This window comes from Mycolicibacterium sp. 624 (assembly GCF_040548615.1).
In the GTDB taxonomy this organism is placed as follows: Bacteria; Actinomycetota; Actinomycetes; order Mycobacteriales; family Mycobacteriaceae; genus Mycobacterium.
Genome location: NZ_JBEPRZ010000003.1, coordinates 316,677 through 330,477 on the forward strand (window position 1 = coordinate 316,677; position 13,801 = coordinate 330,477).

The 13,801-nt window shown below is 66.5% G+C and carries 15 protein-coding genes; 6 read left to right on the top strand and 9 right to left on the bottom strand.

The window, feature by feature from the left end; genetic code table 11:
• The first annotated feature begins 27 nt into the window (after nt 1-27).
• Nucleotides 28-984 carry an enolase C-terminal domain-like protein gene (locus ABIA65_RS14405; RefSeq protein ID WP_241405266.1) on the top strand — a complete coding sequence of 319 codons (957 nt, stop codon included), beginning with the start codon at nt 28-30 and terminating at the stop codon, nt 982-984.
• Nucleotides 985-1,002: 18 nt separating this feature from the next.
• Here ABIA65_RS14405 and ABIA65_RS14410 read toward each other — a convergent pair whose 3' ends face one another.
• Entirely contained in the window at nt 1,003-1,299 is a 297-nt protein-coding gene (locus tag ABIA65_RS14410) for a DUF4193 domain-containing protein (protein ID WP_241405267.1), read from the bottom strand.
• Between the two features lie 170 nt (nt 1,300-1,469).
• Nucleotides 1,470-2,150, bottom strand: a complete 681-nt coding sequence (gene tenA, locus ABIA65_RS14415) for a thiaminase II (RefSeq protein ID WP_502919566.1) — start codon at nt 2,148-2,150, stop codon at nt 1,470-1,472.
• Between the two features lie 280 nt (nt 2,151-2,430).
• Here tenA and ripD point away from each other — a divergent pair, with 280 nt between their 5' ends.
• From ripD to ABIA65_RS14430, 3 genes are all read left to right on the top strand, one after another.
• Nucleotides 2,431-3,012 carry an NlpC/P60 family peptidoglycan-binding protein RipD gene (gene ripD / locus ABIA65_RS14420; RefSeq protein ID WP_241405269.1) on the top strand — a complete coding sequence of 194 codons (582 nt, stop codon included), beginning with the start codon at nt 2,431-2,433 and terminating at the stop codon, nt 3,010-3,012.
• A gap of 78 nt (nt 3,013-3,090) precedes the next feature.
• Nucleotides 3,091-3,585: a thiol peroxidase gene (gene tpx, locus ABIA65_RS14425; RefSeq protein ID WP_241405270.1), complete on the top strand. Its 495-nt coding sequence runs from the start codon at nt 3,091-3,093 to the stop codon at nt 3,583-3,585.
• Between the two features lie 92 nt (nt 3,586-3,677).
• Complete coding sequence (locus ABIA65_RS14430) at nt 3,678-4,697, top strand: NADP-dependent oxidoreductase (protein WP_354523958.1); 1,020 nt, start codon at nt 3,678-3,680, stop codon at nt 4,695-4,697.
• 121 nt (nt 4,698-4,818) lie between these two features.
• Here ABIA65_RS14430 and ABIA65_RS14435 read toward each other — a convergent pair whose 3' ends face one another.
• The 3 genes from ABIA65_RS14435 to ABIA65_RS14445 all read right to left on the bottom strand — a co-directional run bounded on the left by ABIA65_RS14435 (nt 4,819) and on the right by ABIA65_RS14445 (nt 7,240).
• The gene (locus tag ABIA65_RS14435; protein ID WP_354524220.1) at nt 4,819-5,952 is read right to left on the bottom strand and encodes an acyl-CoA dehydrogenase family protein; all 1,134 of its coding nucleotides are present in this window, start codon (nt 5,950-5,952) and stop codon (nt 4,819-4,821) included.
• A 134-nt stretch (nt 5,953-6,086) separates the two neighbouring features.
• Nucleotides 6,087-6,650: a TenA family protein gene (locus ABIA65_RS14440; RefSeq protein ID WP_241405272.1), complete on the bottom strand. Its 564-nt coding sequence runs from the start codon at nt 6,648-6,650 to the stop codon at nt 6,087-6,089.
• Nucleotides 6,651-6,694: 44 nt separating this feature from the next.
• Nucleotides 6,695-7,240, bottom strand: a complete 546-nt coding sequence (locus ABIA65_RS14445; RefSeq protein ID WP_354523959.1) for a class I SAM-dependent methyltransferase — start codon at nt 7,238-7,240, stop codon at nt 6,695-6,697.
• A 46-nt stretch (nt 7,241-7,286) separates the two neighbouring features.
• On the opposite strand from ABIA65_RS14445, the gene ABIA65_RS14450 reads away from it, so the two are divergent.
• Entirely contained in the window at nt 7,287-7,877 is a 591-nt protein-coding gene (locus ABIA65_RS14450) for a DUF1707 SHOCT-like domain-containing protein (protein ID WP_354523960.1), read from the top strand.
• Nucleotides 7,878-7,888: 11 nt separating this feature from the next.
• Here the strand turns inward: ABIA65_RS14450 and ABIA65_RS14455 are convergent, their stop codons facing one another.
• Together ABIA65_RS14455 and trhA are read right to left on the bottom strand one after the other, a co-directional pair.
• The gene (locus tag ABIA65_RS14455) at nt 7,889-9,463 is read right to left on the bottom strand and encodes a class I adenylate-forming enzyme family protein (RefSeq protein ID WP_354523961.1); all 1,575 of its coding nucleotides are present in this window, start codon (nt 9,461-9,463) and stop codon (nt 7,889-7,891) included.
• Nucleotides 9,463-10,170 (bottom strand): PAQR family membrane homeostasis protein TrhA, encoded by a 708-nt coding sequence (gene trhA, locus ABIA65_RS14460; protein WP_241405276.1) that lies wholly within the window; start codon nt 10,168-10,170, stop codon nt 9,463-9,465. The genes ABIA65_RS14455 and trhA overlap by 1 nt, the downstream gene beginning before the upstream one ends.
• 659 nt (nt 10,171-10,829) lie before the next feature.
• Here trhA and ABIA65_RS14465 point away from each other — a divergent pair.
• A complete protein-coding gene (locus ABIA65_RS14465) occupies nt 10,830-11,033 on the top strand; it encodes a cold-shock protein (RefSeq protein WP_241405277.1) in 204 nt (67 codons plus the stop codon).
• Nucleotides 11,034-11,214: 181 nt separating this feature from the next.
• Here the strand turns inward: ABIA65_RS14465 and ABIA65_RS14470 are convergent, their stop codons facing one another.
• A complete protein-coding gene (locus tag ABIA65_RS14470; RefSeq protein ID WP_241405278.1) occupies nt 11,215-11,904 on the bottom strand; it encodes a hypothetical protein in 690 nt (229 codons plus the stop codon).
• Between the two features lie 2 nt (nt 11,905-11,906).
• Nucleotides 11,907-13,673: a substrate-binding and vWA domain-containing protein gene (locus ABIA65_RS14475; protein ID WP_354523962.1), complete on the bottom strand. Its 1,767-nt coding sequence runs from the start codon at nt 13,671-13,673 to the stop codon at nt 11,907-11,909.
• Nucleotides 13,674-13,801: the final 128 nt, after the last annotated feature.

The window sequence follows — 13,801 nt, forward strand, 5'->3', positions numbered from 1 at the left end:
CCATGGGCACTCGCTAAGTTGACGTTGATGAGGACGCTGATCGACTTCGCCGCGGCACCCGTGTTCGCGCTCCCCGTGACCGACGGTTCCGGGAGCGTGTTCGAGGGCGTGCTGCTGGAGGGACCACAGGGCTGGGGTGAGTTCAGTCCGCCCGACGACTGCGCCATCGGCGATCTGCATCGGTGGCTGACGGCGGCGACCGAGCCCGGCACCGTGGGTTGGCCCGACGCGGTGCGCGGCAGGGTTCCCGTTGCCATCGGCGTGCCGGCGGTCGATCCATCTCGCGCACGCCAGCTGGTGGCCGAATCCGGTTGCCGCAGTGCGGACGTCGCGGTGGGGGCGGGTGCGATTGCCGACGACATCGCCAGGCTCGAGGCCGTCCGCGACGGTCTCGGCCGGGACGGCGCCATCCGGTTGAACGCCGGCGGCGCATGGGATGTCGATACCGCGGTCTCGGCCATTGCAGTCCTGGCCAAGGCAGCTGGCGGCATCGAGTACGTCGAGCAGCCGTGCCGCAGCCTGGACGAGTTGGCCGCGGTCCGCCGACGCGTGACTGTTTCCGTCGCTGTTCCCGCATCGCGTCTGCTCACTGACACGGCACCCGTGGCACCAGCCGACGCCGCCGACGTCGCGGTGCTGGCCTGCGCCCCGCTGGGCGGTGTGCGGCGGGCGCTGCGCCAGGCCGAGCGGCTCGAGCTGCCCTGCGTGGTGACGTCCGCGGTGGAGACCAGCGTCGGACTGGCTGCGGGGCTGGCACTCGCTGGGGCGCTGGCCGAATTGCCGTACGCCTACGGGTTCGCCACCGCGGCGCGGCTCGGTGGCGACGTGGTCTCATCCAGCCGGACGCTGGTCGCCGTCGATGGCCATCTACCGGTCGCGCCGATGCCACCCGCCCCCGACGCCGACGCCCTGGCGCGCTACGCCCTCACCGATCCGACGAGGATCGCGTGGTGGCGCGAACGCGTGCGCGCTGCGCTTCTGTAGAAGCGCTTCTGTAGAACCTCAGCTGCAGTCGGTGCAGATCTGCTGGTTGCCCGACTCCGTCGCGAGACGGTTGCGGTGGTGCACCAGGAAGCAACGCGAGCACGTGAACTCATCGGCCTGCTTGGGCACGACTCGGACCGTTAGTTCCTCACCGGACAGGTCCGCACCGGGCAGGTCGAACATGTCGTCGTCGCCCTCGTCGACGTCGATAACCGCGGTGGCGGCGTCGGTCCGACGGCCAGCCAGCGCCTCCAACGATTCGTCGGCGGTGTCTTCGGTCTCGGTCTTACGTGGTGCGTCGTAATCGGTGGCCAAGGGAACGTCCTCTCGAGTGTGGAACCGGCGCCATCAGAACGTTGCGGATGGTGCCGAATGTTCCCGGGACACCTCGACTGAAACTTGACGAAGTGCGACTGGCCGTCGAACCCTACATGTTGTGCGCGATGCCGCGCCCACGGGCATTCGACGGACCGCCGTCGCGCCGTTCAGACGGGCCAAATCTCGCGGCGATAAGCGGCGTCGAAGAACATCCACTCGTAGCGCGACGTCGTCGCGAAGTGGGCTCGCGCAATCTCCTCCTCGGCGGGACTCAACGTCGATCCGATCCGATCGGTTAGAGCAAGGACCTCGGCGACGGTCGCCGCGAACTCCTCCCCGCCGTAGCTGTCTATCCAGCGTTGGTAGCGACTGTCCGTCGAACCGCTCTGGGCGAGCGCGGCGCCGACCCTGGCATAGATCCAGTAGCACGGCAGGACCGCGGCCAGACCCTCGGCGAAGCTGCCACCGTAGGCCGTGGCAAGCAAATAGCTGGTATATGCCCTGGTGGTGGGCGTGACCGGCGCCGCGTTAACTGCCGCTGAATCCAGACCGATCTCGGGTAGTAGCGAGCCGTGCAGCTCAAGTTCCACGTCGAACACCTCGGCTGCGTGCCGCGCGAACATCGCCGTGTCGGTCAGGGTGGGGGCCTTGGCGCCGACGATGGCCAGGGCGCGCGCGTAGTCCCGCAGGTAGTGCACGTCCTGGGCGACGTACTGGGCGAATGCGTCAATATCGAGAGTGCCGTCGCGCAGGCCCTTCACAAAAGGGTGCTCGAGGATTGCGGTGAAGGTCTGGTCAATCTCGTTCCAGAGCCGGGCCGACCATGCCTCATTTGTCGATTCGATCACGTGCAGCATCCTCGCACCCCGTTCATCACAACGGGGAGGCGCCCGAAAGCTCAACGGGTAAAACGTGATTGGGCTCACCATGGGATGGTCACCGTTCGGTCACGGTACGGGCAAGTTCCCACTGCCATGGGCCTTATTGACACAGGGGAGTGGCACAATTTGGGGTGCAAGTGACTGATGTGAAGATTGTGACCTCACGATGAGGCCCGACGGCACACCAGCCCGACGGCACAGCGCAGTGCCAACCGCAGATGAACGACCGCAGAAGTGGGATTGAAGAATGAGACGCATCTACGCCATCGCGCTCGGCCTGGCCGTACTCCTCGCGACGCCCGGGCTGGCCCACGCGGACAACTACGCGACGCCGGCGCAGCGCCAGCAGGCGATCGACATGGTGATCAAGCGCGCCGTCTCGCAGCAGGGCGTCCCCTTCACCTACGGCGGTGGCGACATCAACGGACCGAGCCTTCCCCCTGTCCGCGAGGAGCCGTCCGCGACGGGGCTCACCGCGAACAACCCCGATCCACTGTTCCCCAGCCTCCTCACACCTGCGGCACCGGCGGCGCCCGTCGCACCGAAGGTCGCGGGATTCGACGCCTCCGGTCTGATCGTCTACGCATTCGGTGGCGTGGGCATCAAGATGCCGCGCTCCTCGGGTGAGCAGTACAAGGTCGGCCGCAAGATCCTGCCGTCGCAGGCGCTGCCCGGTGACCTGATCTTCTACGGGCCCGAGGGCACTCAGAGCGTGACGATGTTCATCGGCAACGGGCAGATGGTCGGGGTCACCGACAAGGCTGTCACCGTCTCGCCGGTCCGCACCAACGAGATGGCGCCCTACCTGAGCCGCATCATCGAGTGGTGATGCCGGTCCCAGGACCGTCCGACCGACGTTCGGCACCCTGACCGACCGCTGTGGCATCCGACTTGGCAGACTGTCGGCATGGCACAGATCACCTTGCGCGGAAACCCCATCAACACTGTCGGAGAACTGCCCACCGTCGGATCGCCGGCACCTGGCTTCGCCCTGACCGGAACTGACCTCGGCGAGATCAGCAGCGAGCAGTACCGCGGAAAGTCGGTCGTGCTGAACATCTTCCCGTCGGTGGACACGCCGGTGTGCGCCACCAGCGTCCGCACCTTCAACGAGCGCGCCGCCGGGAATGGCGTGGCCGTGGTGTGCGTCTCGAAGGATCTGCCGTTCGCGCAGAAGCGATTCTGCGGCGCGGAGGGCATCGAGAACGTCACGACGGCATCGGCGTTCCGCGGCACCTTCGGCGAGGACTACGGCATGACGATCGCCGATGGTCCGATGGCGGGTCTGCTGGGCCGGGCCGTCGTTGTCATCGGCGCGGACGGCAATGTGGCCTACGCCGAGCTCGTCCCCGAGATCGGCCAGGAGCCCAACTACGACGCGGCCATCGCTGCTGCGGGCTGACCCCATCCGCTCGAGAACGCCCCTCGGCCCGTCTTCACGGCGTCGAGGGGCGTTCTGCATTCTGAGGGCACCCGATTGGGTAGGTTCACGATGTGCCCGCTCCGATGAATCGCCAAGTGCTGCTTCGCCGTCGACCCACCGGGGCGGTCGCACCCGGGGACACTGAGATCGTCGCGTCACCGGCTCCCGAGCCGGCCGACGGCGAGGCGCTGCTGCGGACCACCTACGTGGGGATCGACGCCGCGGTACGGACCTGGCTGAACGACCAGCCCGGCTACCTGCCGCCGGTGGCACTCGGTGAGGTCATCCGTGCAGCCGGTATCGGCGAGGTCGTGGCGTCCCGCTGCGACGCCTACTCAGTCGGCGACATTGTCACGACCCTGACCGGATTCCAGGAGTACGTCATCATCCGGGATGACTTGTTCAGCACGCCGATGCCCGGGCTGACCGACCAGTTGGCGATCATGTCGGTGTATGGCCCGACCGGCGCCACGGCGTACTTCGGGATGGTCGACATCGGCAAGCCCAAGGACGGCGAGACCGTCGTGGTCTCGGCCGCCGCGGGCGCCACGGGGTCAATCGCCGGACAGATCGCCAAGATTCACGGCGCCCGTGTGATCGGCATCGCCGGTGGGTCACAGAAGTGCCGGGCCGTCGTCGAGGACTTCGGCTTCGACGCGTGTATCGACTACCGCGAGGACGGCCTGGCCGCCAGCCTCAAACAGCACTGTCCGCGCGGGGTCGATGTCTACTTCGACAACGTCGGTGGCCCGATCCTCGATGCGGTGCTTGGCCGTCTCGCACCGCGGGCGCGTGTCGTCCTGTGCGGGGTCATCTCCAGCTATCTCACCGGCGAGCATCCCGGACCGTCGAACTATGTGAACCTGCTGGCGCGAACCGCGTCGATGCAGGGCTTCAATGCCCTCGATCAGTGGGGTCGCTTCGACGAGGCCTTCACCGCGCTACGTCAGTGGGAGCAGGACGGCCTGCTGCGGCATCGGCAGACGATCTTCGAGGGTGTCGGGTCATGCGTCGACGCACTCAACGGACTCTTCACGGGGGCCAATATCGGCAAGATGCTGGTCGCTGTCGGCGAGCCGACGATTGGCTGAAGTCGGCGAGCCGACGATTGGCTGAAGTCGGCGAGCCGACGATTGGCTGAAGTCGGCGAGCCGACGATTGGCTGAAGTCGGCGAGCCGACGATCAGCTGAAGGTGAAGTCGGCGAGCCGCGCTACAGCGCGAAGTGGTCCTCGATGGTGCCCAGCCATATCTGCGCCGCGTCGATGGCGACCTTCTCGCTGATGAACGCGTGCTGTGTACCGGTGTAGATGTCGCGGAACGCCCGCTCCAACCGGCTGCCCTCGCGGATGGAGGTGGTGCCTGCGGCGAGATGGGCCCACTCGGCGCATGCGCGGGCAAGGTCCGTCGCAAACACCGCAGCGGCCCGCATGTCGGCACGGCCCTGCGGGGTGAGCTCGGCACCGGCCTGCACGCCGGACTCGGCCCGACCGTAGGTGTCGAGGACGAGCAATCGCGCCGCGCGCCAACTCATCACGTGATGGGCGAGGCTCTTCTGGAATGTCGGCCGGCTCGCGAGCGCCGCCATATCTGACATTCGGTACTTGGTGGCGGCAAGTTCCTGGACATCGTCGAGCATGCTCTTGGCGACGCCCAGAGCCCACGCCGCGTGACCGGCGCCGGTCACGGCCATCATGCCCATCCGACCGACCGCTGAGGTACCGCGTAGGGGTTCGCGGGTGAACAGCTGAAACGTCCGGTATGCCGGCACGAACAGGTCCGCCACGTTGTAGTCGTAGGAGCCTGTGCCCTTGAGCCCTTGGACGTGCCAGCCGTCGGTGAAGGTGACCTCATCACGCGGCAGGACGGCGATCATCATCTCGGGGATGCCATCGGCGATCCAGCGCATCTCGCCGCCTTCCATCGGCAGGAAGCCGGCCGCCACATACGCCGAGTGCGCCGTGCCGGAGCCGAAGTTCCACGCCCCGGTCAAGCGGTAGCCGCCATCGACAACCACACCTTGGCCATTCGGGGCGAACTGGCCGCCGAGGGTCACGCGATTGCCATTGCGGGTGAACACCTCCTCGAAACCCGCCTCGGGCAGATAGGTCGCCGCGGCCAGCGACGACGGCATGTTCGCAATACCTGTCCAGCCGAATGACCCGTCCTGCCAAGCCATCTCGATCCACGCCTCGATCATCTGAGCGAAGGAGGGTTCCGTGCCACCAGCGACCACCGGGTTGAACGATGTCATCAGGCCGCTCGACCACATCGCATCGACGATCGGCGCAGAGAGTGTGCGAAGTCGTTCCGATGCGGCGGCCTCCGCGGCCACGACATCGCGCATCGACCTCGCGAGGTCGACTGGATAGATCTGCGGCGGCGTGGCCGTCGCGGTGGATGCGTCGGTCGTCACGTCCACATCAGAACCCGCGCGAGTGTCGGGTGTCAACGACTAACTAGACACAAAATCAATTCTGTTCACAGATTCGGCAGCGCCATATCCCAGAACGCCACCTCGTACGACAGGACCTCAGCGATGAGGTCGTCGTGACCATCCGGTGTGGCCAGAGCGCCGAGCGCCTCGACGTAGCCGGCGAATTCCGGGGTCGTCCAGTGATCGGTGAACTCGGAGAACGGCGATTCCGGGGACGCCGCAACGGTCCAGGCGAGCAGGTACACCCGTTCCAGAACCCACAGCGCGGTGATCGCCGCGTCGAAGGGTGCGTTGTCCAGCCGCACGAGCAGGTCCCGGTAGGCGAGGGTCGCGGGAAGCGCCGGTTGTTCGGTGTCGATGCCTCGCCGCGCGGATTGCACGTCGAACCAGTCCAGCTCCTCGACCAGGGCAACGCACCCACCCGCGAGCGTCGACTGGGCGGATCGTGGTGCCCGGGCGAGCAATCGCGCCTGGAAGCGCAGGAGGTCCGCGACGAAGACCGCATCCTGGGCCAGCCAGCGGTCGAACGCTGAGTCCGTGATCGTGCCCTCGCGCACGGAGTCGAGGAACACATGGTTGGTTGCGGCAGTCCAAAGGGGTTCGAGCACGCAGGCGACGATAGCCGCGTGCGTCGCCCAACTGGCTGGCACGTCTACTTGCGGGCCAGAAGCCAGGCTTCTCCGTCGCCCTCGCCTGCGGCGATCGGTTCGAGGATGCCGAACGCTGCGTTCAACTCGCCGGCCTTGACCCGGAATGGGCCGGGGGAGGCGCCCACCTCGCTGAGCGCGCTGATAGCCAGCACTCCACCGGGAGCGAGCCTCGCGACGATGTCGCTGTCCAGTCGGGAGTCGCGAAACCTGTGACACAGCACGACGTCCGCGGGCGGCCCGGCGGGCAGACCGGCATCGAGGTCGACGGCCACGAAACGGCAGCGTTGCATCACACCGCTGGCCAACGCCAGTTCACCGGCCTGGGCCACTGCCACGGCGGAGACGTCGAAGCCCGACACCGTCATGCCGCGTCGGGCGAGCCACACCGCGGCCGCCCCGCGACCACATGCGAGATCGATAGCGTGTCCCGCGGTCGGGAACACGTCGGCGAACGGCTCGAACACCGGGGGTAGTGACACGTCGTCGAGTGGCACCGGTCCACGATCTGCGTACCGCTCGTCCCAGCGCAGACGATCTTGATCGGACACGTGCGTCAGCGTAAACCGCGGCAGGCCAACCCCTATCCTGGGTCGAGTGGACGAACGAGACCTGCGGGTAGGGGATGCGGATCGCGAGCGCGTGGTCGAGATGCTGCACCGCGCCGTCGGCGAGGGCATGATCACCCTGGACGAGTTCAGCTCCCGCATGGACGCCGCACTGGCCGCGCGGACGAGGGGCGAGTTGAGCGAGGTCGTGGCCGACCTACCCGGTTCGCATGTCGCCACCGACCCCCGCCAATTCTCGTTGCCCTCGGCGACCGCGGCACTTCCGATCAAGGTGACCATGTCCTCGATTCACCGGTCGGGGAACTGGCGGGCGCCCGAGCGGCTGGCGCTCAAGACGCGGTTCTCCGACGTGAAACTCGATCTCACGCAGGCCGATGTCCGTACCCCGGTCATCACGGTCGACGTCGACGACATGTGCAGCAGCACCGAGATCGTGGTGCCCGACGACTTCACGGTGGACATCAACGACCTGAGGTGCCTGGGCAGCAGCGCCCATTCCCGTGCCAACACCGCACCGCCCGCCGGCCGGGTGCACGTCGTGCTGCGCGGCCACGTCAGGTTCGGCTCGCTGACCGTGAAGCACCCCTTCGGTAGTCGGCTCCGCAGACTGTGGGGATGACGCGAAACGCGTTACGAGCTCACTGACGTCAGGACGCCGTCGACGACGAGATCGCGCAGTGCCCTCCGGTTGAGCTTGCCGCTCTGCAGCGTCGGAATCTGGTCACTGGCCGCGATCGCCCATCGCGTGGGCACCTTGTACGCCGAGAGTTGCTCGCGCGCACGTGACGCGAGGGATGCCACGTCGAGTTCCGTGTTAGCGGGCACGATCACGGCGCAGACCTCCTCACCGCGCACTGGATCCTCGATGCCCACGACGATGCACTGCGTCACGTCGGCGAAGTCGGCGATCACGGCCTCGACCTCCAACGGTGACACGTTCGCACCGCCTGCCTTGATCAGTTCGCTTGTGCGCCCGACGTAGAACAGGCGCGGGTCACCGTCGTTGCGGTAGACCAGATCGCCGGTGTGATACCAACCGTCCTCGTCGAAGGTCTCCCACCGCTCCCGCTTGTTGTAACCGACCATCACACCGACTCCGCGGATGCGAAGCTCACCGACGACGCCCGAATCCACCGGTGTTCCGTCATCGCCGATGATCGCGATATCGGTATGAGCGAAGCCGCCTGCGGTCTCGGACATGGTGCGGTGCACGGGATATCCGTCCGGGACGTCGGTCATAGCGATGTCCAACGGGCCCTCGCGCAGCAGCGGCGCACTGCTCAGATCGCGACGGCCGAATGTCGAATGCTCACGCAGTCGCTGGGTGAACGCCGGCCAACCCACGACCCCGGTGACCCGCTCCCTCTCAACCATGTCAAGCGCTGTCTCGGCATCCAGCCGCGGCAGGACCAGGACCGTGGTGGGCTCGTGCAGCGCGCCCGTCACCGCGAGGAGCCCGCCGACCCAGAAGAACGGCATCGCGCACAGCACCCGGGTGGCGCCGTCCCATCCGGTGACGACACGAACCGCTGCGGGCCAGGTCGCGGTCTGCCTGACCAGGGTGCCGTGGGTGTGAATGACGCCCTTCGGGTCCGCGGTGGATCCGGAGGTGTGCACCATGACCGCGAGATCGGCAGCGGAGACCTCTGCCTCGACCGCGGCCAGCACCGCAGGAGGCACGGAGGCGGTGGCCGCCTCGTCATACCGGGTGGCCCAGCGCCGGTCAGTGTCGCCGGTGATCGCGATGCGACGCAGGTAGGGCGCAGTGCCCAGGACCAGAGCCCCGGTCTGCTGATCAACGAGCCCGGGCAGCGCTGCCTCGAGCCGCTCGGCGACATCGACCGTGAGCACGCGATCAGGCGCAACGAGCAGACCGATGTCGGCGAGCCTGACCACCTTGGCGAGCTCGGCGGGTGTGTACATCGTGCTCAGCGGCACGGCCAGCGCCCCTATCCGCGATGCGGCAAGCCACCAGATCACCCAGTCGACACCGTTCGCGAAGAACAGCCCCACCCTGGTGCCCTTGCCGACGCCCTCGCGCAGCAGCCACCGCGCGGCCACGGCCGAACGCTGTTCGGCCTCTTGGTAGGTGAGCCGTTCATCGGGGGTTATCAGGTAGGTGTGCCCGCCGAACTCACGCGCACTGTGTTCGAGGAGCGCCGGGATGGTGGTCGGTGTCGTGGTCGTCGTTGGCGACGGCGTCACTACCGCAGCACCACCCACACGGCGGCGTAGTGGCAGACCGCGGCCACTGCGGTGAACGCGTGGAAGAACTCGTGATAGCCGAACGTCTGGGGCCAGGGGTTGGGCCATCGAAAGCCGTAGAACACCGCGCCAACGTTATAGAGCACGCCACCGGCCACCAGCAATACCACCGCCACCAGGCCGCCGCCGTCCTTGAGCGATCCGGCGAACCCGATCGCCGCCCACCCCAGCAGCAGGTAGAGGGGGACACCGACCCACCGCGGCGCGGATGGCCAGAGCATCTTCAACGCGACACCGGCCGCAGCGCCGGTCCACACCAGGATCAGCAGGTCGGTGCCGGTGTGGTGCGGCATGGCCAACAGTGCGAACGGGGTGTAGCTGCCCGCTATGAAGACGAAGATCAGCGAGTGATCGAGGCGCATCATCCATTTCTCGGTGATCGGGGAGATCCAATCCACGCGGTGATAGATGGCGCTGACACTGAACATGGCGATGATGGCCACGGCGTAGATGAGGGTCGCCCACCCGGCCCGCGATGAGACATTGACGGCCGCGACCGCGACCAGCGCCGCACCTGCAACGACGGCCAGCACGGCGACCACCAGGTGGATCCAGCCACGGGCTCGAGGCTTGTCGAGGAGGTTCGTGATGGAGTCGGCCAGGATCTGCGGAAGATCCTCACCTGTCGCGGGGCGATCGGAGGTCACGGTCGTCGTATCGCTGCTCTGCGAGTGCTCAAGACGGTCTCCGCTCCTCGCGTATGACCTGGTGGTGGGTACCGCGATAGCCGTCCAAAGACTACCGTCGCACGCCCCCGACAGGCGGTCGATATCGCTGATTGCGAGTCACATGCGCCCCACGGGTCCCAAGGGGAGGGTTCGTTCGGCGGCGGATGCGTCGAAACAGTGCGCGACACGCCGTGGTGCATGCACGACGTGTGATGCCTGCCGCACCGAATCGGGCACCCGGACATGAGGAGGTGAAAGGTCCCGCTGCGCTGTCCGAGTGCCGTGTTCGAGCACCTGCGAGGGGACTGCGTTGCAGGCTCAGCGGCCGCTCCACGACGGACCATGCCGAAACCCATATTCGGCTAACTGTTGGGACGGCGACGAAAAGCCGGTAGAGTGACTCCACATCGACGGTATTTCGTCGCACGACTGATCTAGTCGTGACGTCGTCGATTTGAGGATTGGCCGGTTTGCGGTCGGGCAGGAGCGCCGCACTTGTGACGGTCTTCGCTCACTCACTTCGTACGAGTCTCGTGATCCCAATCCGAATTGGTGATCGCACCTAGTCCAATACCGTCCCCCCAGATCTGGATGCACATCAGTTGCATTCATTGTTAGAAGAAGAAGGAAGTAAGAGCATGGCAGAAGGAACCGTCAAGTGGTTCAACAGCGAGAAGGGCTTCGGCTTCATCTCGCCTGACGGCGGCGCGGCAGATGTGTTCGTTCACTACTCCGAGATCCAGTCGGGCGGATTCCGCACGCTGGAGGAGAATCAGCGCGTGAAGTTCGACATCACGCAGGGTGCGAAGGGTCCCCAGGCGGTCGGCGTCACCGCCCTCTAGACCTTCCCTCCGGACAACCCCCGAGCTGATCGGTATGCGCGCTGCAACCCAGTGCCATTCCTGATCAGTCCGGGGGTTTCCTGCTTTTCACCCCCTGTACGGCGGCTCGCGCGTCAATGAACGACGCCGTCTGCGGGGCGGCAATCCGATGGGCGACAGTCCAATTCGGATTCGGGCCGGTCTAGGCCAGCCCATCGATGGGTAGTCTCGTTGCGTCCGCCTCCAGTTCTGCGAAAGTCGTCTGCAACAGCGTTATCGAGTCGTTGACCGCGCCGACGTTCGTATCGTCAAGCGAGACACCGACAGTGCGCGCCGTTGCCGACAACTCCAACAGCCCCGCGTACACGGTGGCCACCTCGTCCACTGTGGCGGTGAGTCCGGCGAGTAGAGCGGCGCGCCGCGACCTCAGCCGGTCGACGGTGTTCCTGATCGACTCCGTCGCGTGCTCGCCGTGACCAGAGACCTTGCAGGCGGCCATAATCGTGTCGTCCAACGCGTCCACTGCCGCTGCCACCGCCAGCACCGACGGCCGGGCGGTGTCAGCGGCTGCCACTGCGTCCGCGGTCCTCGTCTGCACCGCAATCGGTAGCGTCGCCGTCTGCATGGACCTCAATGAGCTCACGTGTCCGTCGAGAAGGTGGATCAACGCCTGCTGCGGCGTCCCCGGCGGCGGCGACGTTGGCCTCTGACTCCTTGACCGAGTGAGGGCATCGACCGCGGCCGCTGTCACCAACATCGCAGCGGCCGTGCTCACCGAGATCGGGATCGGGGCGCCCAACGCCCACGCCGTGCCGCCACCGAACGCAGACAGCAGCAGCAGCCACGGGTCGCACGCAGTCGTCAGCAGCCGCGCTCCACAACGAGTGCTCATCATCAGAAGTTCGACAGAACGTTGGTGAAGACCTCGTCGATCGTCAGCGGGTCGGTCGCGTCATACGCGGCGGCGCGCGAGGCATCTGAGATCTGCCTGGCGGTGCCCAGGTCGGCGTCCTCGCCGTAAGCGATCGTGAAGACGCGGACACCACCCTCCAGAGCCTGCTCACCCAACTGTCGGACCAGACCGGCGAGATCGTCGTCCTCCGGATACTCGTTCTGACCATCGGTCATCACCACGACAGCGTTGATCACGTCATCGCGCGCGCCGAGACTCACTGCCTGCGACGCCTTCCTGGTGACGGCATAGAGCGGAGTACCGCCCGCCGGGACGAGCTGTTGTATGCGCGCGATCATCGACTGCCGTTGCGGACCGAGCGGGGCGAGCGGCAATTGCTCCCAGAACACCTGCCCCTGGGCTGGAGCCGGAAATGTCCACAACCCGACCTCGTCGGTATCGGAGAGCTGTGCGAGGCCGTTGACGGCTGCGGTCTGAGCCAGCTCCAGACGACTCCGCCCAGTGCCGGCGGAGCCAGCCATCGACCCGGACACGTCAAGTACCAACAAGACTCGCGCGGGCTTGCGCAGGTCTGTCCAGTCCGCGCGCACAGCCGCCAAGACGGGCGGGCTCGGCGGCGACAGGACGACGCCCACATCCTCGGCGAAGAAGTCGCAGTCGCTGATGACAATGCCGGTCCGGCCATCGAATGTACGGAAGCCATTGTCGGTGAACAACTCCTGCTGTGCCGGCTCACGTAGGTAGTCCAAGAAGTCCCGGGCGCCGGACTGCTTGCCCAACTCCGACCACGGTGCCTCAAGGACTGCGAAGGGGCTGTCGCTGTTGAGCGTTCCCTCTTTCGGGTAGATCGCGACCAAGGGCACTCGCGGCGCGGCGTGTCGTCCCAGCGTCTGAAGGTCGCCAGAAGGATTCCCCGCGTTGTAGTCCACGATGGACTTCTCCTCGACGGCCACAGCGCTGACGTAGCCGAGAGCGGCGCCGGCGTCGTCGGCCCGCTGTAGATTCGTGAGGAACGTGAGCGCGGTGTCACCGTAGTGCGCGACCGACTTCTCGACTCCGGCAACGAAATCACGAACGCGCGGATCCCGCAGCGTGTCCAGGGTCAGGTCGCTGGATGTTCCGGTGGCCGCGACGAAAGCGCCGACGATCGCGGACAGCCCCGATGTGGACACGTTGGGGTTGGTCTTGCCCAACTTGAAGGCACCCCACTCGGGGTGCCCCTTGGACGCCCAACCGGCCGGGTGATTCGCGAGTGCAAGCAGGTCAGACCAGCCGATGGCAGCTTCGGGCCAGCCCAGCGCCCTCGCCTTCGGTTCGGGCATCGCGAGGACGATCGGCGTGGACACCACCGACGCGTTGTCATCGGCCAGGATGTCAGGCCGGTCCGAAGCGGCGCGGTCGTGACGCAAAAGTTGCAGCCAGGTGGATGCCGCGGGTGACCAGGCATCGGGTGCGGACCCCCATGCCGGATCCCAGCTCGCATCGGTGAGGCGCTTCTCGGCGACACCGGAAGCCATTGCGCTGATCGCGATTCCGTAGCAGGCGCCGTTCACCGTGCGGTCGGATTTGTTGTATCGATCGGCGACCTCGGCCATCAGGTCGGACTTCTCGACGGAGGCTGCGACGACCACCGTGGGACATCCCTCCCGCGGCGTGTCCGTATTGGGCCGGTTCAGCCAGTGCACCCCGCCGATGACCAACGCTCCCGCGACGGCCGCGGCGAGTAGTGCCCTTCCGTTCGTACTCATGATGAGCCCTCCACCACTCAGCGTGCGGACAACCGTGCTGTCAGTCCTCATGGTCGCGCGGGCCATCTCCGGGAGGGAATGGGAGCACGGACTCGGCGTGGATTCCCTTGCACGATTCACAGGTTCGG

What these genes read in the sequence shown, in the direction of transcription:
- ABIA65_RS14405 (WP_241405266.1), top strand. Translation starts at nt 28, where the DNA reads ATGAGGACGCTGATCGACTTCGCCGCGGCACCCGTGTTCGCGCTCCCC.
- ripD (WP_241405269.1), top strand. Translation starts at nt 2,431, where the DNA reads ATGAGACGCATCTACGCCATCGCGCTCGGCCTGGCCGTACTCCTCGCG.
- tpx (WP_241405270.1), top strand. Translation starts at nt 3,091, where the DNA reads ATGGCACAGATCACCTTGCGCGGAAACCCCATCAACACTGTCGGAGAA.
- ABIA65_RS14435 (WP_354524220.1), bottom strand. Translation starts at nt 5,952, where the DNA reads ATGCGCGATGTCGTGGCCGCGGAGGCCGCCGCATCGGAACGACTTCGC.
- ABIA65_RS14465 (WP_241405277.1), top strand. Translation starts at nt 10,830, where the DNA reads ATGGCAGAAGGAACCGTCAAGTGGTTCAACAGCGAGAAGGGCTTCGGC.
- ABIA65_RS14470 (WP_241405278.1), bottom strand. Translation starts at nt 11,904, where the DNA reads ATGAGCACTCGTTGTGGAGCGCGGCTGCTGACGACTGCGTGCGACCCG.
- ABIA65_RS14475 (WP_354523962.1), bottom strand. Translation starts at nt 13,673, where the DNA reads ATGAGTACGAACGGAAGGGCACTACTCGCCGCGGCCGTCGCGGGAGCG.